The following is a 17,655-nucleotide window of genomic DNA, read 5'->3' on the forward strand; positions in this document are numbered from 1 at the left end:
GTCCTCCCCCGCCCATCCACGCGATCACATCGAACACCCCGTAATACCGAGTCCTCCGGCAGGCCGGCCTCCTCCCGAATCGACGGCAATCGACGGTGCAACGCCCCTCGTCCGCCCGGAGCGCCTTCCGCACTGGGCTCACGTGCACTCGCGCGGTGCGCAGAACCTGACTGACCACCGAATCCCAGATCGCAAACATGCGCTGCCGACCAGTTCGGGCATGTGTTGCAGCGAGGTACGCGTCGCAGTACAGTCCGGGTTATCCGTATATCTGTCTAGCAACCTGTAAATACGTACATCCGGGAGCTTTGGCATATGACCGCACCTAATGAGCCCCAGCCGCGATCGCGCGGAGGTCCGACCATGAGTGAGCTGTATCTCCGCGTGATACGGCGGGTCGGTCACTACCGCTGGTTCTCCCTGTTCATGAAGCACGTCGGCTCACAGGTAGACCGGGCACTGATCCGCGCGAGCCGAGGCCGGCTCTCCATGAGCGGACCGCAGCTGACGACGATGCTGCTAACGACGACAGGCAGAAGAAGCGGCAAAGATCGAACGGTTCCGCTGCACTATGTGCGCGACGGCAAGAATCTCGTCGCTGCTTGCGAGAACTTCGGGCTAGAAGCAGCCTCCAGTTGGCCGAAGAACCTGCTCGCCGACCCAAAGGCACGTATCGAAATCGGTGGCACCGCTGCAAACTATCTGTCGCGACCCGCTACAGAGGATGAGGTCGCGCGCAACATGCCGAGGCTGATCGAGATGTGGCCCGCACATGACAGCCACATGAAGCGGAATGGCGTGCGCCACGTGATTGTCTTCGAGCCGATGGATGCGGGAACTTGAGTTTCCCAGCTCAGTTACGTTGTGCTGTAACAGTAAATGGCCACATCATGCCGAAGCATTTGCATCTTTCTGTGTTCCAAATGATGACGAATATGCGTACAGGCAACCGAACGTTCGCGTATGCGGGATGTAAGCGCTGCCATCGGACAAGGTCGCGATCACCAACCTCGCCCGGCAACGCCTGGGCGCCTGATCATCCGCCCGCACACCAACGAGACCTCACCGCCGGCGACCAGCCCCAAGCACCAGCGACCAGCCCCAAGCACCACCCGAACTCCGCGACGCACTCCACGTCCTCGACCAGCGAATCGATCAAGGTCCGGCTCGCGCCGGACTCCCTCTCTCATCCTCGTCGACCGCTCCCAGGGTTCATTCGGAACGGAGGTCGACGGCGCGTCATTCTCCGCCGTTGGAGGTCGCCGAGACGTCCACCAACGGTCACACCGGACGGATGTCGATGACATTAGTCGCACGCCGGATCCAGACCGTCCGCATCACGGCCCACCCATGTCTCGTCCGCACACCGTCTGATCGAACAACAAGGGGACCTACCATGACCGACACCATCGTCGCCGCCACCGAGGCCGAGGCCGAGGAGCTGGCCGCACCGCTGGACCTGCTGCTGACCGACTGGGTGTTCGGGATCGCCCGCCGGATGCTGCCCCACCGTTCCTGGTTGCGGCTCGGCGCCAGCCTGGCCGGAGCACCGCACTTTCTTCTCGGTCGTGGCCGCGGGCTGGCGGTGGAACTGGCGGACATCACGCGCGGCACCTCCACCCGGGCACCCGCCCGGGCGGACCAACGCTTCGCCGACCCCGCCTGGTCCGGAAACCCGTTACTGCGCCGCATCATCCAGACCTACCTCGCCGTTGCCGAGACCGCGGGCAAACTGCTCGTCGACGCCGACCTCGACTGGAGGGATCGCGAGCGCCTGCAGTTCGTCCTCGACAACGTCGTCGAAGCCGCCGCGCCGAGCAACAACCCGCTGCTCAACCCGCTCGGCTACAAGGCCGTGATCGACACCGGCGGCACCAGCGTCGTGCGCGGGATGAGCAACCTGGTCCGCGACCTGGCCACCGCACCGCGGGTGCCAACCATGGTGGACCCGGACGCGTTCATCGTCGGCGGCACCGTCGCGGCGACACCCGGGTCGGTGATCTTCCAGAACCGGGTAATCGAGATCATCCAATACGCTCCGCGGACCCCGAGGGTGCGCGAGGTGCCGCTGCTGATCGTCCCCCCGGTGATCAACAAGTTCTACATCACCGACATCTCCCCGGGGCGCAGCATGGTCGAGTACTTCCTCGGCCAGGGTCAGCAGGTGTTCACCATCTCCTGGCGCAACCCGAAGGCCCGCCACCGCATCTGGGGATTGGACACCTACGGGCAGGCCATCGTCGACGCCCTGGACGCGGTCGAGAAGATCACCGGCAGTACGCGCACGCACCTGCTGGGGAGCTGCTCGGGCGGGATGTTGGCCGCGATGACCGCCGCACATCTGACCGACATCGGTCAGCGTGACCGCCTCGCGGGCCTGACGTTGGCGGTCACCGTGCTCGACCAGAGCCGGGCCGGATTCGCGGCGGCCGCTCTCGACCCGACCACCGCCAAGGCCGCCATCCAGGTCTCGGCCGCGCGCGGATACCTCGACGGCCGGTCACTGGCCGAGGTGTTCGCCTGGTTGCGCCCGACCGACCTGGTGTGGCGATACTGGGTGAACAACTACATCCAGGGCCGCACGCCGGCACCGTTCGACGTGCTGTTCTGGAATGCCGACACCACCCGCATGACGGCTACCCTCCACAAGGACATGGTGCAGATGGGGCTGAACAACGCGCTGACCACGCCGGGCGCGGTGAGCATGCTCGGCACCCCCGTCGACCTGTCCAAGGTCACCGTGGACTCGTATGTGATCGCCGGCATCGCCGACCACATCAGCCCCTGGCAGGCGTGCTACCGCAGCGCCCGCCTGCTCGGCAGCGAGAGCATCCGGTTCGTCCTCTCCACCAGCGGACACATCGCCGCGATGGTCAACCCGCCCGGCAATCCTCGTGCCTCCTACCGATTGGCGTCACCGAGCACCGCGCACCCCGCCGAGTGGCTCGAGACCGCCGAGAAGAAGCCGGACTCCTGGTGGCCCGACTATGCGGACTGGCTGGGCGAGCGCAGTGGACCGGACAAGACCGCACCGACCATGCTGGGCGCCGTGGATCTCCCGCCGCTGATGCCCGCGCCCGGCTCTTACGTCCGCGAACAATGACCCACCACCTCGCCAGCGAAGGACACCATGACCACATACCTGACGCGCCCGGCCGAGCTGCTTGATCTCGTCGGCGAGCAGCTCGGTACCACCGACTGGTGCCAGATCACCGACGAGCGGGTGAACCTGTTCGCCGACGCCACCGGCGATTACCGGTCGATCCCGTTCCCCCCGCCGCGCACCGCCGCCGCATTCGAGAATGTGGTCGCCTCCGGCTATCTCACCCTCTCACTCCTCCCGCGGCCCCTTGGCGACCTGCTCACCATCGACAGTCCACCGGAGGCCGTCGAATACGGACTCAACGAGGTTCGCTTCCCCACACCCGCCCGCGTGGGGACGAAGGTCCGCTGCACCGGCCGGAAGCTCGCCGTGCAGCGATTCGAGGCCGGGCTCGAGGCCGTTTTCGGCGTCACCTTCGAGTCCGAGGACGCAGTGCGGCCCCTTTGCGTCGCCGAACCAGTGGTCATATACCGATGAACCGCGCGCCGGACCGGTCGGTCGAGTCCCGGATGGTGCGCACCGGTGGCCAGCACCTGCGTGTACGCATCCGGCACGGCACCGGCGTGCCGCTGGTGCTGTGCAACGGGATCGGCGCCAGCCTCGAGGTACTCGACCCGCTGGTCGCACATCTCGGCGCACGCCGTACCGTGATCCGGTTCGACGCCCCAGGCACCGGGGCGTCACCGACTTCTCCTGCGCCCTATGGGATCCCGTACCTTGCATGGGTGACCGGCCGAATGCTCGACACACTCGGCTACGGCCGGGTCGACCTGCTGGGGTACTCATGGGGCGGGGGCCTGGCCCAGCAGTTCGCCTTCCAGAACCCGCGCCGGTGTCGACGATTGGTCTTGGCCGCCACCGCAACCGGCGCCCTGATGGTACCCGCCCGGCCCGCTGTCCTCGCGAAGATGCTCACCCCGCGCCGATTCGTCGACCGCGACTACCTGGCCTCCATCGCCGCGACGATCTACGGCGGCAGCGCCGACTTCGGTAACGCCGCCGTCACCCAGCTCGTCAGCCACCAACTCGCCGCCGGATCCCGCCGCGGCTACCTGCACCAGCTGCTCGCCGGGGCGGTGTGGTCGAGCCTGTTCGCCCTCCCGGCAATCCGTCAACCCACCCTCATCGTCGCCGGCACCGACGACCCGATCATCCCGATCATCAATGCGCACATCATGGCTCGGCTGCTGCCGAACGCCACCCTCGTCTCCCACCCCGGCGGCCACGTCGACCTCCTCACCAACGCCGCCACGCTCGGCCCCGTCATCGAGGATTTCCTACGGAGGGCCCCCTAGGAGTGATGTGACGCCGGCCATGAGAGGGGCGCCACCTTGGACCGACCGCGCGAAAACGTAGCGACTCGCCTGGATCCTCTCTGCGTCAGCGAACTCTGAACCGTTGGACTGAATGGCGTCGACCAGGCCACACCGATGGTCGCCAGGCGATGGCGGCGAAGTGCAGCTATTCCGTGTGCCCGGAGTGTCGGCGATATCCTTGAGAGGACGCCATCGAGAGGTGAGTCCACGGTTGCATTTGCGCTGGTCGTGCCGTCGGGACCAGTGCGCGAAACCATGAGCCGACGGGGTGAGTAGACCGTCCGATGGGTGAAGCTGATCCGCTCGACACTCAGCGGTACCCGCCGCCCCCGGCAGCCGAACTCGGTGGAGCTGGTTTCGGCGATGTCCAGGAGATCGGACGCGGCGGGTTCGGCGTGGTCTACCGCTGCACCCAGGCGGAGCTGGATCGTACGGTCGCGGTGAAGGTGCTCACCGTCGAACTCGACGAGGAGAACCGGGCCCGGTTCTTCCGGGAGCAGCGGGCGATGGGCCGGCTGACCGGGCATCCGAACATCGTCAACATTCTGCAGGTCGGCGCCACCGACAGCGGCCGTCCCTACATCGTCATGCCGTACCACCCGCAGGATTCCCTCGACGTGCGGATCCGCCGCCACGGTCCGCTGCCGGTGGGCGAGGCGCTGCGGCTGGGGGTGAAGATGGCGGGCGCGGTGGAGACGGCACACCGGCTCGGCATCCTGCATCGCGACGTCAAACCGGCGAACATCCTGCTCACCGACTACGGCGAGCCGGAACTGACCGATTTCGGTATCGCGCATGTCACCGGCGGCTTCGAGACGGCGACCGGTGCGGTGACCGGCTCCCCGGCGTATACCGCGCCGGAGGTGCTGGGCGGTGAACCACCGAGTCCGGCCGCCGACATCTACGGCCTCGGTGCGACCCTGTTCAGTGCGCTGACCGGTCATGCCGCGTTCGAACGTCGCAGCGGTGAGCAGGTGGTTGCGCAGTTTTTGCGGATCACCACGCAGGCGGTGCCGGATCTGCGTGAGCACGGGATTCCCGAGGATGTGTCCGCGGTGATCGCCCGGGCGATGTCCCGCGAGCCCGGTCAGCGGCCGGCGACCGCCGCCGACTTCGGAGACGCGTTGCGAGGGCTGCAACGCGACCACGGCTTCCGGGTCGACGAGATGGCACTTCGTGCGGATGCCGATGCGCAGGGAAACCGACGACAACCGACCTCGCGTGGCGGGCGATTGCCGCAGCCTTCCTCCACGCTGGGCGCGACGGGACGTCTTCCCCTGGAGCTGACGAGTTTCGTCGGCCGCCGGCACGAGTTGACCGAGGCGAAGAATCTGTTGGCCGGGTCGAGGCTGGTGACGTTGACGGGGATCGGGGGTGTCGGTAAGACGCGGCTGGCGATGCGGGTGGCGTCGGCTGTGCAGCGCGAGTATGCCGACGGGGTACGACTGGTCGAGTTGGGCGAACTGCGCGACGAGTCGTCACTGGTCGAGGTGGTGGCCGCCGCCGTCGGGGTGCGGAATCACTCGGCGCGGCCGGTGCGGGAGGTCCTGATCGAGTTCCTCGCACCGCGAGAGGTCCTGTTAGTCCTCGACAATTGCGAGCACATGGTGGATGCCGTGGCGGAACTGGCCGAGACCCTGCTACGGGTGTGCCCGGGCCTGCGGATGCTGGCCACCAGCCGTGAGCCCCTGGTCATCGGCGGTGAGGCGGTGCTGCGGGTCCCCCCGCTGACCGTCCCCGATCCCGAGCGGCGGCCCTCGCTGCGGGGGTTGCCCAAATACGATGCGGTGACGTTGTTCGCCGAACGCGCCGCTGCCGCGGTTCCCGGATTCGCGCTCACCGAGGAAAACGCGGCGACCGTGGCGGGAATCTGCCACCAACTCGACGGACTGCCGCTACCGATCGAACTGGCGGCGGCCCGGTTGCGGGCGATGTCACCCGAGCAGATCCTCGGGCGCCTGACCGACCGCTACACTCTGCTGACCCGCGGCAGCCGGGGTGCGCCGACACGGCAACAGACGCTGCGGTTGTGCATCGACTGGAGTTTCGAGTTGTGCACCGCTGAAGAGCAATTGGTGTGGTGTCGCGTGGCGGTCTTCGCGGGAAGCTTCGAACTCGATGCCGCCGAGCGGGTGTGCGGCGAGGGCCTTGGCCCGGACGAGTTGCTCGACACGCTGACGTCCTTGGTGGAGAAGTCGATCCTGATCCGCGAGGAGCACGGGTCGGTAGTGCGGTTCCGGATGCTCGAAACCCTCCGCGAATACGGCTACGAGAAACTCGAGCAGACCGGTGAAGCTGTGGCGTTGCGTCGACGGCACCGGGACTGGTACGAGGCGTTGGCGCTCGCCGCGGAGGCCGAGTGGATCAGTGCCCGCCAACTCGACTGGATCGCCCGGCTGAAACGGGAACACGCGAATCTGCGGGAGGCCCTCGAATTCGGCATCGACGACGATCCCGCCGCCGGCCTGCGCACCGCCGCCGCACTGTACTGGTTCTGGAGCTCCCAAGGCCTCTACAACGAGGGCCGGCGCTGGCTCGACCAACTCCTCGACCGCCACAGCGGCGCAACACCCCTCGACCGGGTCACGGCGCTCTGCTTCGACAGCGTGATGGCCAATAGCCAGGGAGACCTCGAGAAAGGGGCGGCGCTCGTCGCAAAGGCCCGGACTCTCACCGCGCACACGAGCGAACCCGTGCTGCGGGCGTACAGCGACTGCGCCGACGGCATGCTGGCCCTCTACAGCGGCGATCTCGCCCGAGCATGCTCCCACCTCGAATCCGCTCTCGCCGAGTTCAGTAAACAGAGAGATCGCACACTCGAAACCAGCCTCCTGTACCCGTTGGGAACGGCCTACGGACTGTCCGGCCAGACGGACCGGGCGATCGAATGCCACGAACGTGCCCTCGCGATAACGGAACGATACGGCGAGAAGATGTACCGGGCGCACTCTCTGTGGGCCATGGGCATCGACGTGTGGCGACAGGGTGATACCGATCGCGCGGTCCGACTCCTCGAACAATCGCTCGAACTGACCCGGCAAGTGCACACCCCCCGCGTCGCCACAGCCTGCCTCGAGGCGCTGGCCTGGATCACCTGCCAACAGGGCGACGCACTACGGGCCGCAACGCTGATGGGAGCCGCGGACGGGCTGGCGCGATCGGTGGGCAGTGCTGTGGTCATACATACCAATTTGCTTGTCTATCATCAGGACTGCGACCAGGAGGCCCGGAAGGAACTCGGAGACAGAGTTTTTGCGTCGGCCCACAGCAAGGGCCGAAGTCTCGGTTTCGATGCAGCGATCGCCTACGCCCTCCGTGAGCAGCCGGCCGGCTCCTCCACGCCCGACACAGATTCGTCGGTGCGACTGACCAAGAGGGAACACCAAGTCGCCGACCTGATCGCCGAAGGCCTGACCAATCAGGCCATCGCCGACCGACTGGTGATCTCACCGCGCACCGCACAAGGACATGTGGAGCACATCCTGGCCAAACTGGGTTTCACCTCCCGGACCCAGGTCGCGGCCTGGGTCGTGGAGCGGAAACGTCAGTAGAGGCGGCACGCAGATCCACGTGTGAGCCCCGATCTTCACAGGGCGAGGCCGGCACGCTCACGCGCGGTCGCGGCCGCTTCGGCGACGGAGCCGCGATGGATCGGACCGTGGCCGGGCAGAAGGATGTCGGCGTCGAGCTCTCCGATGATGTCCAGTGACTCGGCGGCCGTGCCGTAGTAGTGGTTGAGCCACTGCGGCAGCAACTGGGGACCGGAGATGGGTGAGGTCGGGTGCCCGGTGATCAGGGCGTCCCCGGAGATCACCACACCGTGATCGGGAAGGTGATAAACGGTGTGTCCGGAGGTATGACCGGGCACGAGAACCGGAACGGGGGCACCCGGGCAGGGCAGGGCACCGTTTACGGGCATCGGGGTTGGGGAGTCGATGCCGTACTTGGCGGTGCCACCCAGGCGCATCAGTGTGATCGCCCAGGACAGGACTCCGGGGCGCCAGGTGTTGCTGAGCACGTCCCAGGGGGTCGCGACCTCGTGGCATTCACGCCGGGCGTGAGCTGCCTCGGCGGGGTGTACCAGTACCGGCGCCCCGAAGGTCTCGGCGAGATACTGTGCGCTTCCGATGTGGTCGACATGTGCGTGGGTGATGAGCACGGCCTCGATGCCGTGAGGGTCCCGTCCGATAGCCCGGATCGATTCCTCGACGTCGCCACGCTGTCCCGGGTAGCCGGTGTCGATCACGGTCACTGCGTCGCCTTCGGTGAGCAGCACCCAGTTGACCATCTCGGAGTGCACGAAGAACACGCCGTCGGCGATTTCGGCGGGCTTCATCGCGTGACCACTGTCGGGATGCCGAAGGCGTTTCGCGTGTTCGCTGTGACCTGCGGGCTCAACATCTCGCTGCAGCCCAGCGCGTTGTCGACGAGCGTCCTCTGATCCGATCCTCATGTATCTCCTCCGTTTGCGTTGTCCAGCGGGAAGTGTGCGTGCGTGGTTGACGTCGGCTTCGTCTTCGATCCGGTCGATGATCTGGTCAGTGGTGAGGCGTGTGGGTTGGCGATCTGCGCTGTTCTGCGTCGTACTTCTTCGGTGCAGGCATACCAGCATTCGCCCTTTTGGGTCAGCAGCCTCCACCTCATCCAGGACGGTTCAGGTTTCGTCCGCGGATTGTCGGCGCGTGTGGTCGATAGCTCGCGTGCGCACGCGTTCAGTGCCCGCAGAATCGTTCAAGCGGGCTTCGAGGAACCTGGCAACCACGCCGCACGAATGACTGCCAGGTGGCACCATCCGCAATCCGGGAAGGTCGGTGATCCGCACGGGGAGTGTGTCTGGCGTTCCCGCTGCCATCACAACGACATCGACTCGTTCGAAGCTTGTTTGGTGCCGCATCCCTGCCAGGACCGCGGCCGTAGTCCAGCTGGCAGGGTCCGCGCGAAGGAGAACCACGACCATTCCTGGCCCGCGATACAGTGAGAGGATTTCGTCGATGGATGCGATGATCGCGCGCCCCTCAGACGCGTCGACCAGGAAGACCTTGTTCTCCGGTGCGCAAGCGGAGAACGTATGTTTCATCGATTTGAGGTGATCCCGATCCTCGTCGATCACGAGCGCCAAATGACTGCTGAAGTGGCGATGATCGGGCATCAGCACCTCACCTTGCACTAGAGAATTCGACACTGCTTCCCTCCTATGTTGCTTCCACCACGAGTCATTCGACTCGAGCAGGCTGTCCTCTTCGTCATGCTTGTGTGTGTCCGAAAGGAGCGAATGGCGGCATTCATCGCATGCGGTTTGCGGGAGTAAGTAGGTGTTCGAATGCCTTCTCGCGGTCGTACAGGGTGTCGGGTCTGCAGACAAGACAGTGCTCGATGCGTATGCCCGTGTCGTTCTCGCCCGCGACGGTCGGCCAGTCAGTATGCGCGGGGAAGCTTCAGCGCCTGCGCGGAGATGTAGTTGAGGACCATCTCCTGAGAGAACGGTGCGTTGCGGAGCAGGCGCGCCTCCCGCCACAGCCGCTCCACGTGGTATTCCTTCGCGTAGGCGTAGCCGCCGTGCGTGGACATGGCCCGGTCGCAGACGTCGAAGCCGGCCTCGGCGCCCAGATACTTGGTCGCGGCGGCCTCCTTGCCGCAGTCCTGGTGGTTGTCGTAGAGCTCGGCGGCGTGCATCGCCATCAGCCGAGCCGATTCCAGCCGGATCCAGGAATCCGCGAGCGGGTGGGCGACCGCCTGGTTCTGGCCGATGGGCCGGTCGAAGACCACACGCTCGTTGGCGTATTTCGTCGCCAGCTCCAGTGCTGCCTGCCCGATACCGACCCCTTCCAGTCCCACCACGATGCGCTCGGAGTTCAGCCCGTCGATCAGGTAGCTGAAGCCCCTACCTGCCTCACCGACGACTTCGTCGTCGCGGACCTCGAGGTTCTCGATGAAGAGTTCGTTGGAGTCGATCGCCGACCGGCCCAGCTTCTCGATCTCGCGGACCGTGATCCGGTTCCGGTCGAGGTCGGTGAAGAAGAGCGTCATCCCGTCCAGCGGTCTTTCCTCGTTGCGGGCAGACGTGCGCGCCAGCAGCAGGATCTTGTGGGCGTTCTGTGCGTTGGTGATCCAGACCTTCTGGCCGTTGACCACCCAGCCGCCGGCGACCTTCTCGGCCTTGGTTGTGATGCGCGAGGTGTCCACGCCGGCGGTGGGCTCGGTGACGCCGAACGCCATGAGAATCTCGCCCCGGGCGAGCTTGGGCAGGAACTCCTGCTTCATCTCCTCCGAGCCGTGGCGGATGATCGGTGCGGGTGGGAACAGGTAGAAGTGGACCGCCGAGGCGCCACTCGCGCCGGCACCCGATGCGGCGATCTCCTGCATCATCACCCCGCACTCGGTGAGACCCAACCCGAGGCCGCCGTACTGCTCGGGGATGAGCGCGCCGAGCCATCCGCCCTCGGCAAATGCCCTGAGGAACTCCCACGGATACTGGGCCAGTTTGTCTTTCGCTCGCCAGTAGTCGTAGCCGAACTTGTGAGCCAGCTCTCGGGTTGCCTTGCGGACGACGTCGACGTTGCTCTCGTCAGGATCGCTCACCAGTGCGCTCCTGACGTGTTGAGCAGAGATCGCGGCACCTTGGCGTTGCGGGCGCGCAGCCACTCGCCGAGTGCCTTTGCTTGGGAGTCGAGCCGCAGTGTCGAGGTGGCACCGCTCCCGAGCATCCCCCGGATGAGGAAGTTGACCGCACCGAGCTTGGGCAGTTCATAACGCGAGATGGCCAATTCGCGTGTTTCGGGGAGGAGGCGTCGGAGTTCGTCCACGGTGAGGGTCGACTCGAGCCACTCCCATGCGTCCAGGTCGCGTACCCAGACGCCGAGATTCGCGTCGCCGCCCTTGTCGCCGGAGCGGGCATGCACGATGTCACCGAGTGAGGCGATGACGAGTGGTTCGTCGGTCCAGGGCGCTCGCACCGACGGCGCGGGGAAGAGCTCGACCGGCGGATTCACCTCGACGCCCACCTCGTGTGGAGTGCCGGGTGCGATGATCTCGGTGGTGCCGTCATGGTGGTGGACCATGTGGTCGAGCATTCGCTGGTCGAGCAGTGCGGGCCAGTAGACACCGAACGCGGACCCCGGTTGTGGAGGGCCGAGGGTGTACAACCCTGGGTAGCTGGACAGGGCCAGCTCCACCATCCGCGACGAAAAGGCGCGCCCGGCGGCCTCCTTGGTCCCCTGCACTGCGATCCGGAGCAGCGCGGTGCCCGCATTCTGACTGTCGGGATCGTGCCGAGCCTGACCGATCCGGGTGATCGCGACCGCGTCGAGCCCGTCCGTGGCCTCGATCTCGCGGTGAACGAATCGCTCGACGAGGGCCGCCTTCGCGTCGAGGTCGGTGCCGGTGAGCGCGAGGATCATGCTGTTCTCCCAGCCCCCCACCCCGGTGATCGCGACCTTGGTCGTCGCCGGTGGCGCCGAGCCCCGCACGCCGCGGATCCGGACGCGGTCGTCGCCGAGGCCGGTGAGATCGGCGGTGTCCAACTGGGCGATCACGTCGGGGTTGAGGTAGGCGGGTTCGCCGATCTCGTAAAGCAGTTGGGCTGTGACGGTGTCACGGGTGACGGCGCCGCCGGTGCCCGGGTTCTTGGTGATCACCGAGGAGCCGTCGGCGTCGATTTCGGCGATCGGGAATCCCGGTTGCACGAGGTCGGCGATGGTGCGAAATCCGGAGAAGTTGCCGCCGGTCGCCTGGGGCCCGCATTCGATGACGTGTCCGGCCGCGACGGCGCCGGCGAGCGCGTCGTAGTCGTCGGGGGCCCAATTCCACCACCAGGCGGCGGGACCGACGACCAACGCGGCGTCGGCGACGCGGCCGGTGATGACGATGTCGGCGCCGCGGGCCAGGGCGCGGGCGATGCCGAATCCGCCGAGATACGCGTTCGCCGTCAGTGGGCGGTGCGGCCAGGACGACAGCGGCTCGCCGGTGGTCAGGTGTGGCAGCGAATGGCCGGCCTGCTGCAGCTCGCCGACGCTGCCGAAGATGTCGTCGCCTGCGATGTGAGAGACCTGCAGGTCGTAACCGCGGCCGGCGATCAGGGCTCGGGTTGCGTCGGCCAGCCCGGCGGGGTTGAGGCCGCCGGCGTTCACGACGAGCCGGATCCCGTTCGCGACGAGGTGTTCCAGTGCTGCGTCCAAGTGTTGCAGGAAGGTGGTCGCATAGCCCTTGGTGCTGTCCTTGGCGCGCGCCTTGCCGAGGATCAGCATCGTGACCTCCGCGAGGTAGTCACCGGTGAGGACGTCGATGCCGCCGGCTCGGGCCATGTCGGCCATCGCCGACGCGCGGTCACCGTAGAAGCCGGAGCAATTCCCGACGTGGATCGGACGTTGTCCCGCTGCTGATGTCATGTTGTTGCTCCTGTTGTCTTGTTGACCCACGCCGTCCCCTCGAAGCCCACCTCACCGGAGGGGTGCTGCTCGATGAGCTCGAGGGTCAAGTTGTCGTTTTCGGCCGCCGTCACCCGGGCGGTGTAGGTCAGGTCCGCCGGTGCGTAGACGGGCCTGCGCAGGCGGTAGGCGACCTTCGCGACGTGCCACCCGTGGCCGAGGCCCTCGGTGACGCAACGCAGGGCGAGCGCCGCCCGGAGGTGGGAGTGCAGCACGACACCGTCATGGCCCTCCGCGCGTGCATAGGACTCGTCGAAGTGGATGCGGTGCGGGTTCCAGGTGACCGCGCTGTAGCGGAACAACTGAAAGGGCGTACCCGTGTGCTCGAGCGGGGGCAGCCTGTCTCCGGTCTGGAAGCTGATGGACATTCAGGACTCCTGCAGGGGGTTGCGCAGTACCACGGTGCGCCGGTTCCGGTTGAGGACGGCACCCTCGGCGGACATGAAGGTGTTGATGGTGGTGACGAACACGCAGCTGCCGGCCCGGGTCTGTTTGGGGGTGACCGCCTCGAGGGTGGTCTCGAGCACCAGCTCCGTGCCCGCGATCACGGGGTTGACCAACTCCATTTCTTCACCGGCGCCCATCACACGCAGCCCGAGGTCGCCGTCACCGAGGGGCATGTCCCCGTCGTGCGGGGTTCCGTCGGGCTGGAGCCGGGCCTCGGGGGTGCCGAGACCCCACTCCACGATCGCGGCGAGCATGTTCGGTGGGGCCACGACATCGGCGTACCCGGCCGCGCGTGCGTGCGCCGGGTCGTAGTGTTTCGGATCGGTTGCGCCGATGGTCATCGCGTACCGGCCGATGGTCACCGCGTCGAGCGTGCCGAGGCTTCGTCGCGCGAGAACTTCTCCTGTCCGCGACCGCGTCTGGGCGTAGTACGCCGCCAGAGGAGTGCCGGATTCAAGCAGTGGGGACATGTTGGGGCTCCTCACCGGACAGTTCCGCCAAGATCTCCTCTGTCGACTGCCCCAGCAGCGGGGCGGCGCGCAGTGGTCCTACCGGCGAGTCACTGAGCCTGAGTGGACATCCCGGTACCGGCACCCGACCCCTCGCCGGGTGCTCGACGTACCGGATCATGCCGCGCTCGATCAGGTGCTCGTCCGTGTCGATCTCCCGGATCGACTTGACCGGCGCGCACGGCACACCGGCGGCCTGCAGGTCCCGCACCAGTTCGGCGCGTGTGCGGGTCTTGGTGCACGACGACACCTCGTCGTCGACCGCCTCGATGTTCGCGGCCCTGTCGCTCTCCGCGGCGAACCGGGGGTCGTCGACCAGTTCGGGCCGGCCCAGTGCGGTGGCGACGCCGCGCCAGTGCCGTTCGGAGATGCAGATGATCGCCAGCCATCCGTCGCTCGTCTCGTAGATGTTGTACGGCGCGAGCGCCATGCCCGAGTGCCGATTCCCGTTGCGCTCGGGCAGCTTTCGGTCGGGATTGTTGTGCAGGCCACCGAGGCTGGACGCCAGCATGGGGTAGATGGTGTCGTGCATCGACACCTCGACGAGCTGCCCCCGCCCCGTGCGCTCGCGCTGGAACAGGGCCGCGCTGATCGCCCCGAACAGGTGGATGCCGCCGGAGAAGTCCACGAATGCGGCGCCCGCCTTGGTCGGTGGGCCGTCGGGCATTCCGGTGGCCGCGGCACTGCCGGACATCGCCTGCACGGTGATGTCCATGGCCGACATGTGTGCGTACGGGCCCGTGGACCCGTAGCCTTTGCCGCGGGCCACGATCAGACGCGGATTGTGCTCGAGGAGTTGTTCCGGGCCGAGCTGGAGCCGCTCGATGGTGCCCGGCGCGAAGTTCTCGATGAGCACGTCGGCGGTCTCGACCAGGTCGAGCAGCGCGCGGCGACCCGTGTCGGTCTTCAGGTCGAGCACCACACTGACCTTGTTGGAGTTGAGCATCACGAACTCGTGGGACTCGACCGGCTGGTGTGAGCGGAAGCGCAATTGCTCGCCGCCGGGTGGCTCGATCTTGATGACCTCAGCGCCCAGCTGTGCGAGCAGAAGTCCGCAGTACGGACCGTTGTAGATTTGGCCCAATTCGAGGACCCGGATGCCGTCAAACGCGGACATGATTGTTTGCCTCTCCGATCAGGAGTTGTTGACCGCGGCATCGCCGCAGTGGTGGTCTCGTCGCTGCGCGCGTCGTCACCAGAGCAGCACCTCCCTGCTTCCCTGTGGCGCCCAATAACTCTGGTGCGCAGAAGTTTCCGTGATTTCTGACGATGAAATGCGCTGTTGCGGTCCTACTCGGCACTGCACACAGGCCAGACATCTGGCGGCGAGCAGCACCCGCACGGCCATGTCCGAGGCCGCTGATCCCCCGGGCGCCGGCGACAGCCGAGGTGAGCGCGGCCGGTGTCGCGACGTGTCGCCCGACAAGATCGTGGAGCTGCTCACCTGCGCGACACCGTCTTTCGGCCTTCTTGAACTGCCGTCGGGGGCGGCCCGGGTGGCTCCGCCCGGCGCGGGTGTGATGCCGCGCGCGGGCGGCAACCGTGGAGGTAGGGAGATGTCAGGATTTGATGACGCCGGCGGAGCCGCCATGGATGTAGCCGACCGGTCCGGTGCCCTGAGCCACCGCGACCGTCTCGGTCACGTGCTGAATGGAGGTCGCGTCATTGATCGAATGCAACGTGCCGTCCTGGTTGAATCCGATTTGCGCGCCTTCCATCCACAGCAGCACGACGGTGTCCTCGGTGTTGTCCTCGGGGCAGTAGAACGTGTGGACCGAGCCGCCGGGCTCGTAGAGGTAGGAGCCGGCGACCTGCGGCTGATCCGGGTACTCGGCGTACTTCCAGCAGCCCGAGAACGTCCACACCTCGGCGGTACCGGTGTGGTAGTGGACGGGCAGGAGGCAACCGGGCGCCATGGTGGCCATCAGCACCACCTGCCCCTTCTCGGGGTCCAGGCGCAGCGGCTGAATATGGATCCCCGGGCCCATAGCGTTCTCGAGCAGCGGGATCTCATCGATGTTGACGGTCAGGAGGTCATCCTGCGGCTGAGCGACCAACGGCAGCGGGACGCCGGTCTTGGTGCGGATCATCCCGGGAGAGACTGGTGCGGTCATGGTTCGACTCCTTCATGCGTACGGATTTACGGATGTAGAACCGGATTTCCGGATCGTGTTTGAACACTACTGTGACGTACGCCTCGTCGCAAGAGGTGGAGCCCGACTGTGTGAGGTGTTTGCTAGGGTCACCCGCATGCCTGCTCGCCCGCATCGCACAGTCGACCGCGTGATCGAGATCCTCGAGACCGTGTCTTTGAGCCCGCGCGGGGTGACGTTGGCCGAACTGACAACCGCCCTGGACGCGGCGAAGAGTTCCGTGCAGGAGCTGACCAACGGACTGCTCGCCCGCGGCTATCTCCTCGAGGAGGAGCGCCGGTTCCACCTCGGACCGGGGCCGTTCGTCCTCGCCGCACGCGCGAACAAGCTGGCCGCGCTCTCACTCGATCACCAATTCGTCGCCGAGCTGGGCGAGGTCCTCGGTTGCACCGTCCTCGTCGCAGTACGCGTCGGGGACGCCATCGTCTTCACCGACCTCGCGGGTGAAGAATCACCGAGCCTCACCTTCGTCGCGCGCACCCACGCCCGGCGCCCGTTGTATACGACCGCAGCCGGAAAAACCGTGCTCGCCAACGTCACTGACGAGGAAATGTATCGCCTCCTCGACCTCGCCGCCCCCGAGCAGGCAGGCGAGGTCCGACAATTCCTCGCCGAACTCCCCGAGATTCGGTCCCGCCGACTCGCCTTCAACCGGGGAGTCACGCTCACGGACGCGTTTGCCGTGGCCACACCTCTGCTGGCACCCGACGGCAGTCTGATTGCGGCGATCAGCGCGGCCGTCGACGTGTCAGCGGCAGAGGATCTCGACGATATCGGCGAGAAGCTCAAGAAGGCCGTTGCCAGCCTCGGCCCTCGACACGGGCTCAAACTGCGCTGACAGCCTCAACAGCCAGTCGAGCATCCCGCTTTGAAACTCGGAGCAGCGGATTCGAGCGCTTGTCGCCGGCACCGTCGGTTCATGGTGCCGGATCGGCGGCGAAAACCTGTGCCGGCGTGCGCCAGTCGAGGATCTCGAGACGTGTTCGGTCCGCATATCCTGACGAAGCGGACACGCTATGTGGCGGTTGCGCCTTGGGGTTGATCGTCGGCGTCGGGTAGGGGGCGTCGGCAGATTTCGTGGGCTTCGTCGGCCGAGAGGCCGAACATGCGCAGGAGGTCCTCGGTGACCTGGTCGGTGTCCTCCGCGTCGTCACGTTCGGGGTGGTCGTGCAGCAATTGACCCAGACATAGTGCGGCCCCCGCTGTGATTGTCAGGGCCAGTTCGGGATCGCGCACGGTGAACCGGCCCGCACGGGCAGCTGCCTCGATGTCTCGGCGAGCTCTCGGCGCCAGACCTTTGTCCGAGCTGACCAGACTCGGCCCGTCGCGAAGCAGTACTTTGCTCAGTTCGGGATTCCTGCGATGCAGGCGTCCGGTCAGACGAAAGCTCTGCGCAAAGATCTGGGCAGGGTCGTCCAGATCTGCGGTCAGTTCGTCGAGCACCGCGCCGTGGCGGTCGAGGGCCTCCTCCACTGCCGCATGGAAGAGCTCCTCCTTGGTCTGAAAGTGGTTGTAGAACGACCCCATTCCGACATCTGCGGCCTGGGTGATCTCGAGAATCGGGGCGGTCAGTTTCCCTGCCGCCATGAAGGACTGGGCTGCGCGTACGAGTGCGGCGCGGGTACGCGCCTTGCGCCGTTCCAGGCGGTTCGGTGCGTCGGCGATCTGCTCGGTCATGCCTGCGTGCCCTTCTCCTGATCCGTC

At 66.4% G+C, this 17,655-nt stretch carries 15 protein-coding genes; 6 read left to right on the plus strand and 9 right to left on the minus strand.

The annotated features are described in order from the left end of the window. Positions 1-363: 363 nt before the first annotated feature. The 5 genes from G9373_RS20940 to G9373_RS20960 all read left to right on the plus strand — a co-directional run bounded on the left by G9373_RS20940 (position 364) and on the right by G9373_RS20960 (position 7,970). Positions 364-843: a nitroreductase/quinone reductase family protein gene (locus G9373_RS20940; RefSeq protein WP_005566116.1), complete on the plus strand. Its 480-nt coding sequence runs from the start codon at positions 364-366 to the stop codon at positions 841-843. Positions 844-1,396: 553 nt separating this feature from the next. Then, positions 1,397-3,103, plus strand: a complete 1,707-nt coding sequence (locus G9373_RS20945) for an alpha/beta fold hydrolase (RefSeq protein ID WP_167116683.1) — start codon at positions 1,397-1,399, stop codon at positions 3,101-3,103. A gap of 27 nt (positions 3,104-3,130) precedes the next feature. Beyond that, positions 3,131-3,580, plus strand: a complete 450-nt coding sequence (locus G9373_RS20950; protein WP_005566114.1) for a MaoC/PaaZ C-terminal domain-containing protein — start codon at positions 3,131-3,133, stop codon at positions 3,578-3,580. Then, positions 3,577-4,398 carry an alpha/beta fold hydrolase gene (locus G9373_RS20955; RefSeq protein WP_005566113.1) on the plus strand — a complete coding sequence of 274 codons (822 nt, stop codon included), beginning with the start codon at positions 3,577-3,579 and terminating at the stop codon, positions 4,396-4,398. The genes G9373_RS20950 and G9373_RS20955 overlap by 4 nt, the downstream gene beginning before the upstream one ends. Before the next feature lie 305 nt (positions 4,399-4,703). Further along, positions 4,704-7,970 carry a protein kinase gene (locus tag G9373_RS20960; protein ID WP_167116686.1) on the plus strand — a complete coding sequence of 1,089 codons (3,267 nt, stop codon included), beginning with the start codon at positions 4,704-4,706 and terminating at the stop codon, positions 7,968-7,970. 35 nt (positions 7,971-8,005) lie between these two features. On the opposite strand, the gene G9373_RS20965 is transcribed toward G9373_RS20960, so the two are convergent. From G9373_RS20965 to G9373_RS21000, 8 genes are all read right to left on the minus strand, one after another. Continuing rightward, a complete protein-coding gene (locus G9373_RS20965) occupies positions 8,006-8,755 on the minus strand; it encodes an MBL fold metallo-hydrolase (protein WP_054246602.1) in 750 nt (249 codons plus the stop codon). A gap of 318 nt (positions 8,756-9,073) precedes the next feature. Continuing rightward, a complete protein-coding gene (locus G9373_RS20970; protein WP_206032430.1) occupies positions 9,074-9,568 on the minus strand; it encodes a hypothetical protein in 495 nt (164 codons plus the stop codon). Between the two features lie 266 nt (positions 9,569-9,834). Further along, a complete protein-coding gene (locus G9373_RS20975) occupies positions 9,835-10,998 on the minus strand; it encodes an acyl-CoA dehydrogenase family protein (protein ID WP_120660008.1) in 1,164 nt (387 codons plus the stop codon). Beyond that, positions 10,995-12,803, minus strand: a complete 1,809-nt coding sequence (locus G9373_RS20980) for an acyclic terpene utilization AtuA family protein (RefSeq protein WP_167116689.1) — start codon at positions 12,801-12,803, stop codon at positions 10,995-10,997. Before G9373_RS20980 ends, G9373_RS20975 begins: the two co-directional genes overlap by 4 nt. Beyond that, complete coding sequence (locus tag G9373_RS20985) at positions 12,800-13,210, minus strand: MaoC/PaaZ C-terminal domain-containing protein (protein ID WP_005567276.1); 411 nt, start codon at positions 13,208-13,210, stop codon at positions 12,800-12,802. The genes G9373_RS20980 and G9373_RS20985 overlap by 4 nt, the downstream gene beginning before the upstream one ends. Next, entirely contained in the window at positions 13,211-13,759 is a 549-nt protein-coding gene (locus G9373_RS20990; protein WP_043790113.1) for a MaoC family dehydratase N-terminal domain-containing protein, read from the minus strand. Continuing rightward, the gene (locus G9373_RS20995; RefSeq protein WP_005567272.1) at positions 13,743-14,915 is read right to left on the minus strand and encodes a CoA transferase; all 1,173 of its coding nucleotides are present in this window, start codon (positions 14,913-14,915) and stop codon (positions 13,743-13,745) included. Before G9373_RS20995 ends, G9373_RS20990 begins: the two co-directional genes overlap by 17 nt. A gap of 442 nt (positions 14,916-15,357) precedes the next feature. Next, positions 15,358-15,912: a 2,4'-dihydroxyacetophenone dioxygenase family protein gene (locus G9373_RS21000; protein WP_054246606.1), complete on the minus strand. Its 555-nt coding sequence runs from the start codon at positions 15,910-15,912 to the stop codon at positions 15,358-15,360. A 136-nt stretch (positions 15,913-16,048) separates the two neighbouring features. Between G9373_RS21000 and G9373_RS21005 the strand changes: the two genes are divergently transcribed. Beyond that, on the plus strand, positions 16,049-16,789 hold the full coding sequence (locus tag G9373_RS21005; protein ID WP_054246607.1) for an IclR family transcriptional regulator C-terminal domain-containing protein: 741 nt from the start codon (positions 16,049-16,051) through the stop codon (positions 16,787-16,789). A gap of 176 nt (positions 16,790-16,965) precedes the next feature. Here the strand turns inward: G9373_RS21005 and G9373_RS21010 are convergent, their stop codons facing one another. Then, positions 16,966-17,628, minus strand: coding sequence for a TetR/AcrR family transcriptional regulator (locus tag G9373_RS21010; protein ID WP_054246608.1), 663 nt, complete (start codon positions 17,626-17,628; stop codon positions 16,966-16,968). Between the last annotated feature and the right edge of the window lie 27 nt (positions 17,629-17,655).

Source organism: Rhodococcus sp. A14, assembly GCF_011603105.1.
Taxonomy (GTDB): Bacteria; Actinomycetota; Actinomycetes; order Mycobacteriales; family Mycobacteriaceae; genus Rhodococcus_F; species Rhodococcus_F opacus.

Coding starts and splice junctions, on each gene's coding strand:
- G9373_RS20940 (WP_005566116.1), top strand. CDS start 364: ATGAGTGAGCTGTATCTCCGCGTGATACGGCGGGTCGGTCACTACCGC.
- G9373_RS20945 (WP_167116683.1), top strand. CDS start 1,397: ATGACCGACACCATCGTCGCCGCCACCGAGGCCGAGGCCGAGGAGCTG.
- G9373_RS20950 (WP_005566114.1), top strand. CDS start 3,131: ATGACCACATACCTGACGCGCCCGGCCGAGCTGCTTGATCTCGTCGGC.
- G9373_RS20955 (WP_005566113.1), top strand. CDS start 3,577: ATGAACCGCGCGCCGGACCGGTCGGTCGAGTCCCGGATGGTGCGCACC.
- G9373_RS20960 (WP_167116686.1), top strand. CDS start 4,704: ATGGGTGAAGCTGATCCGCTCGACACTCAGCGGTACCCGCCGCCCCCG.
- G9373_RS20965 (WP_054246602.1), bottom strand. CDS start 8,755: ATGAAGCCCGCCGAAATCGCCGACGGCGTGTTCTTCGTGCACTCCGAG.
- G9373_RS20970 (WP_206032430.1), bottom strand. CDS start 9,568: ATGCCCGATCATCGCCACTTCAGCAGTCATTTGGCGCTCGTGATCGAC.
- G9373_RS20980 (WP_167116689.1), bottom strand. CDS start 12,803: ATGACATCAGCAGCGGGACAACGTCCGATCCACGTCGGGAATTGCTCC.
- G9373_RS20985 (WP_005567276.1), bottom strand. CDS start 13,210: ATGTCCATCAGCTTCCAGACCGGAGACAGGCTGCCCCCGCTCGAGCAC.
- G9373_RS20990 (WP_043790113.1), bottom strand. CDS start 13,759: ATGTCCCCACTGCTTGAATCCGGCACTCCTCTGGCGGCGTACTACGCC.
- G9373_RS20995 (WP_005567272.1), bottom strand. CDS start 14,915: ATGTCCGCGTTTGACGGCATCCGGGTCCTCGAATTGGGCCAAATCTAC.
- G9373_RS21000 (WP_054246606.1), bottom strand. CDS start 15,912: ATGACCGCACCAGTCTCTCCCGGGATGATCCGCACCAAGACCGGCGTC.
- G9373_RS21005 (WP_054246607.1), top strand. CDS start 16,049: ATGCCTGCTCGCCCGCATCGCACAGTCGACCGCGTGATCGAGATCCTC.
- G9373_RS21010 (WP_054246608.1), bottom strand. CDS start 17,628: ATGACCGAGCAGATCGCCGACGCACCGAACCGCCTGGAACGGCGCAAG.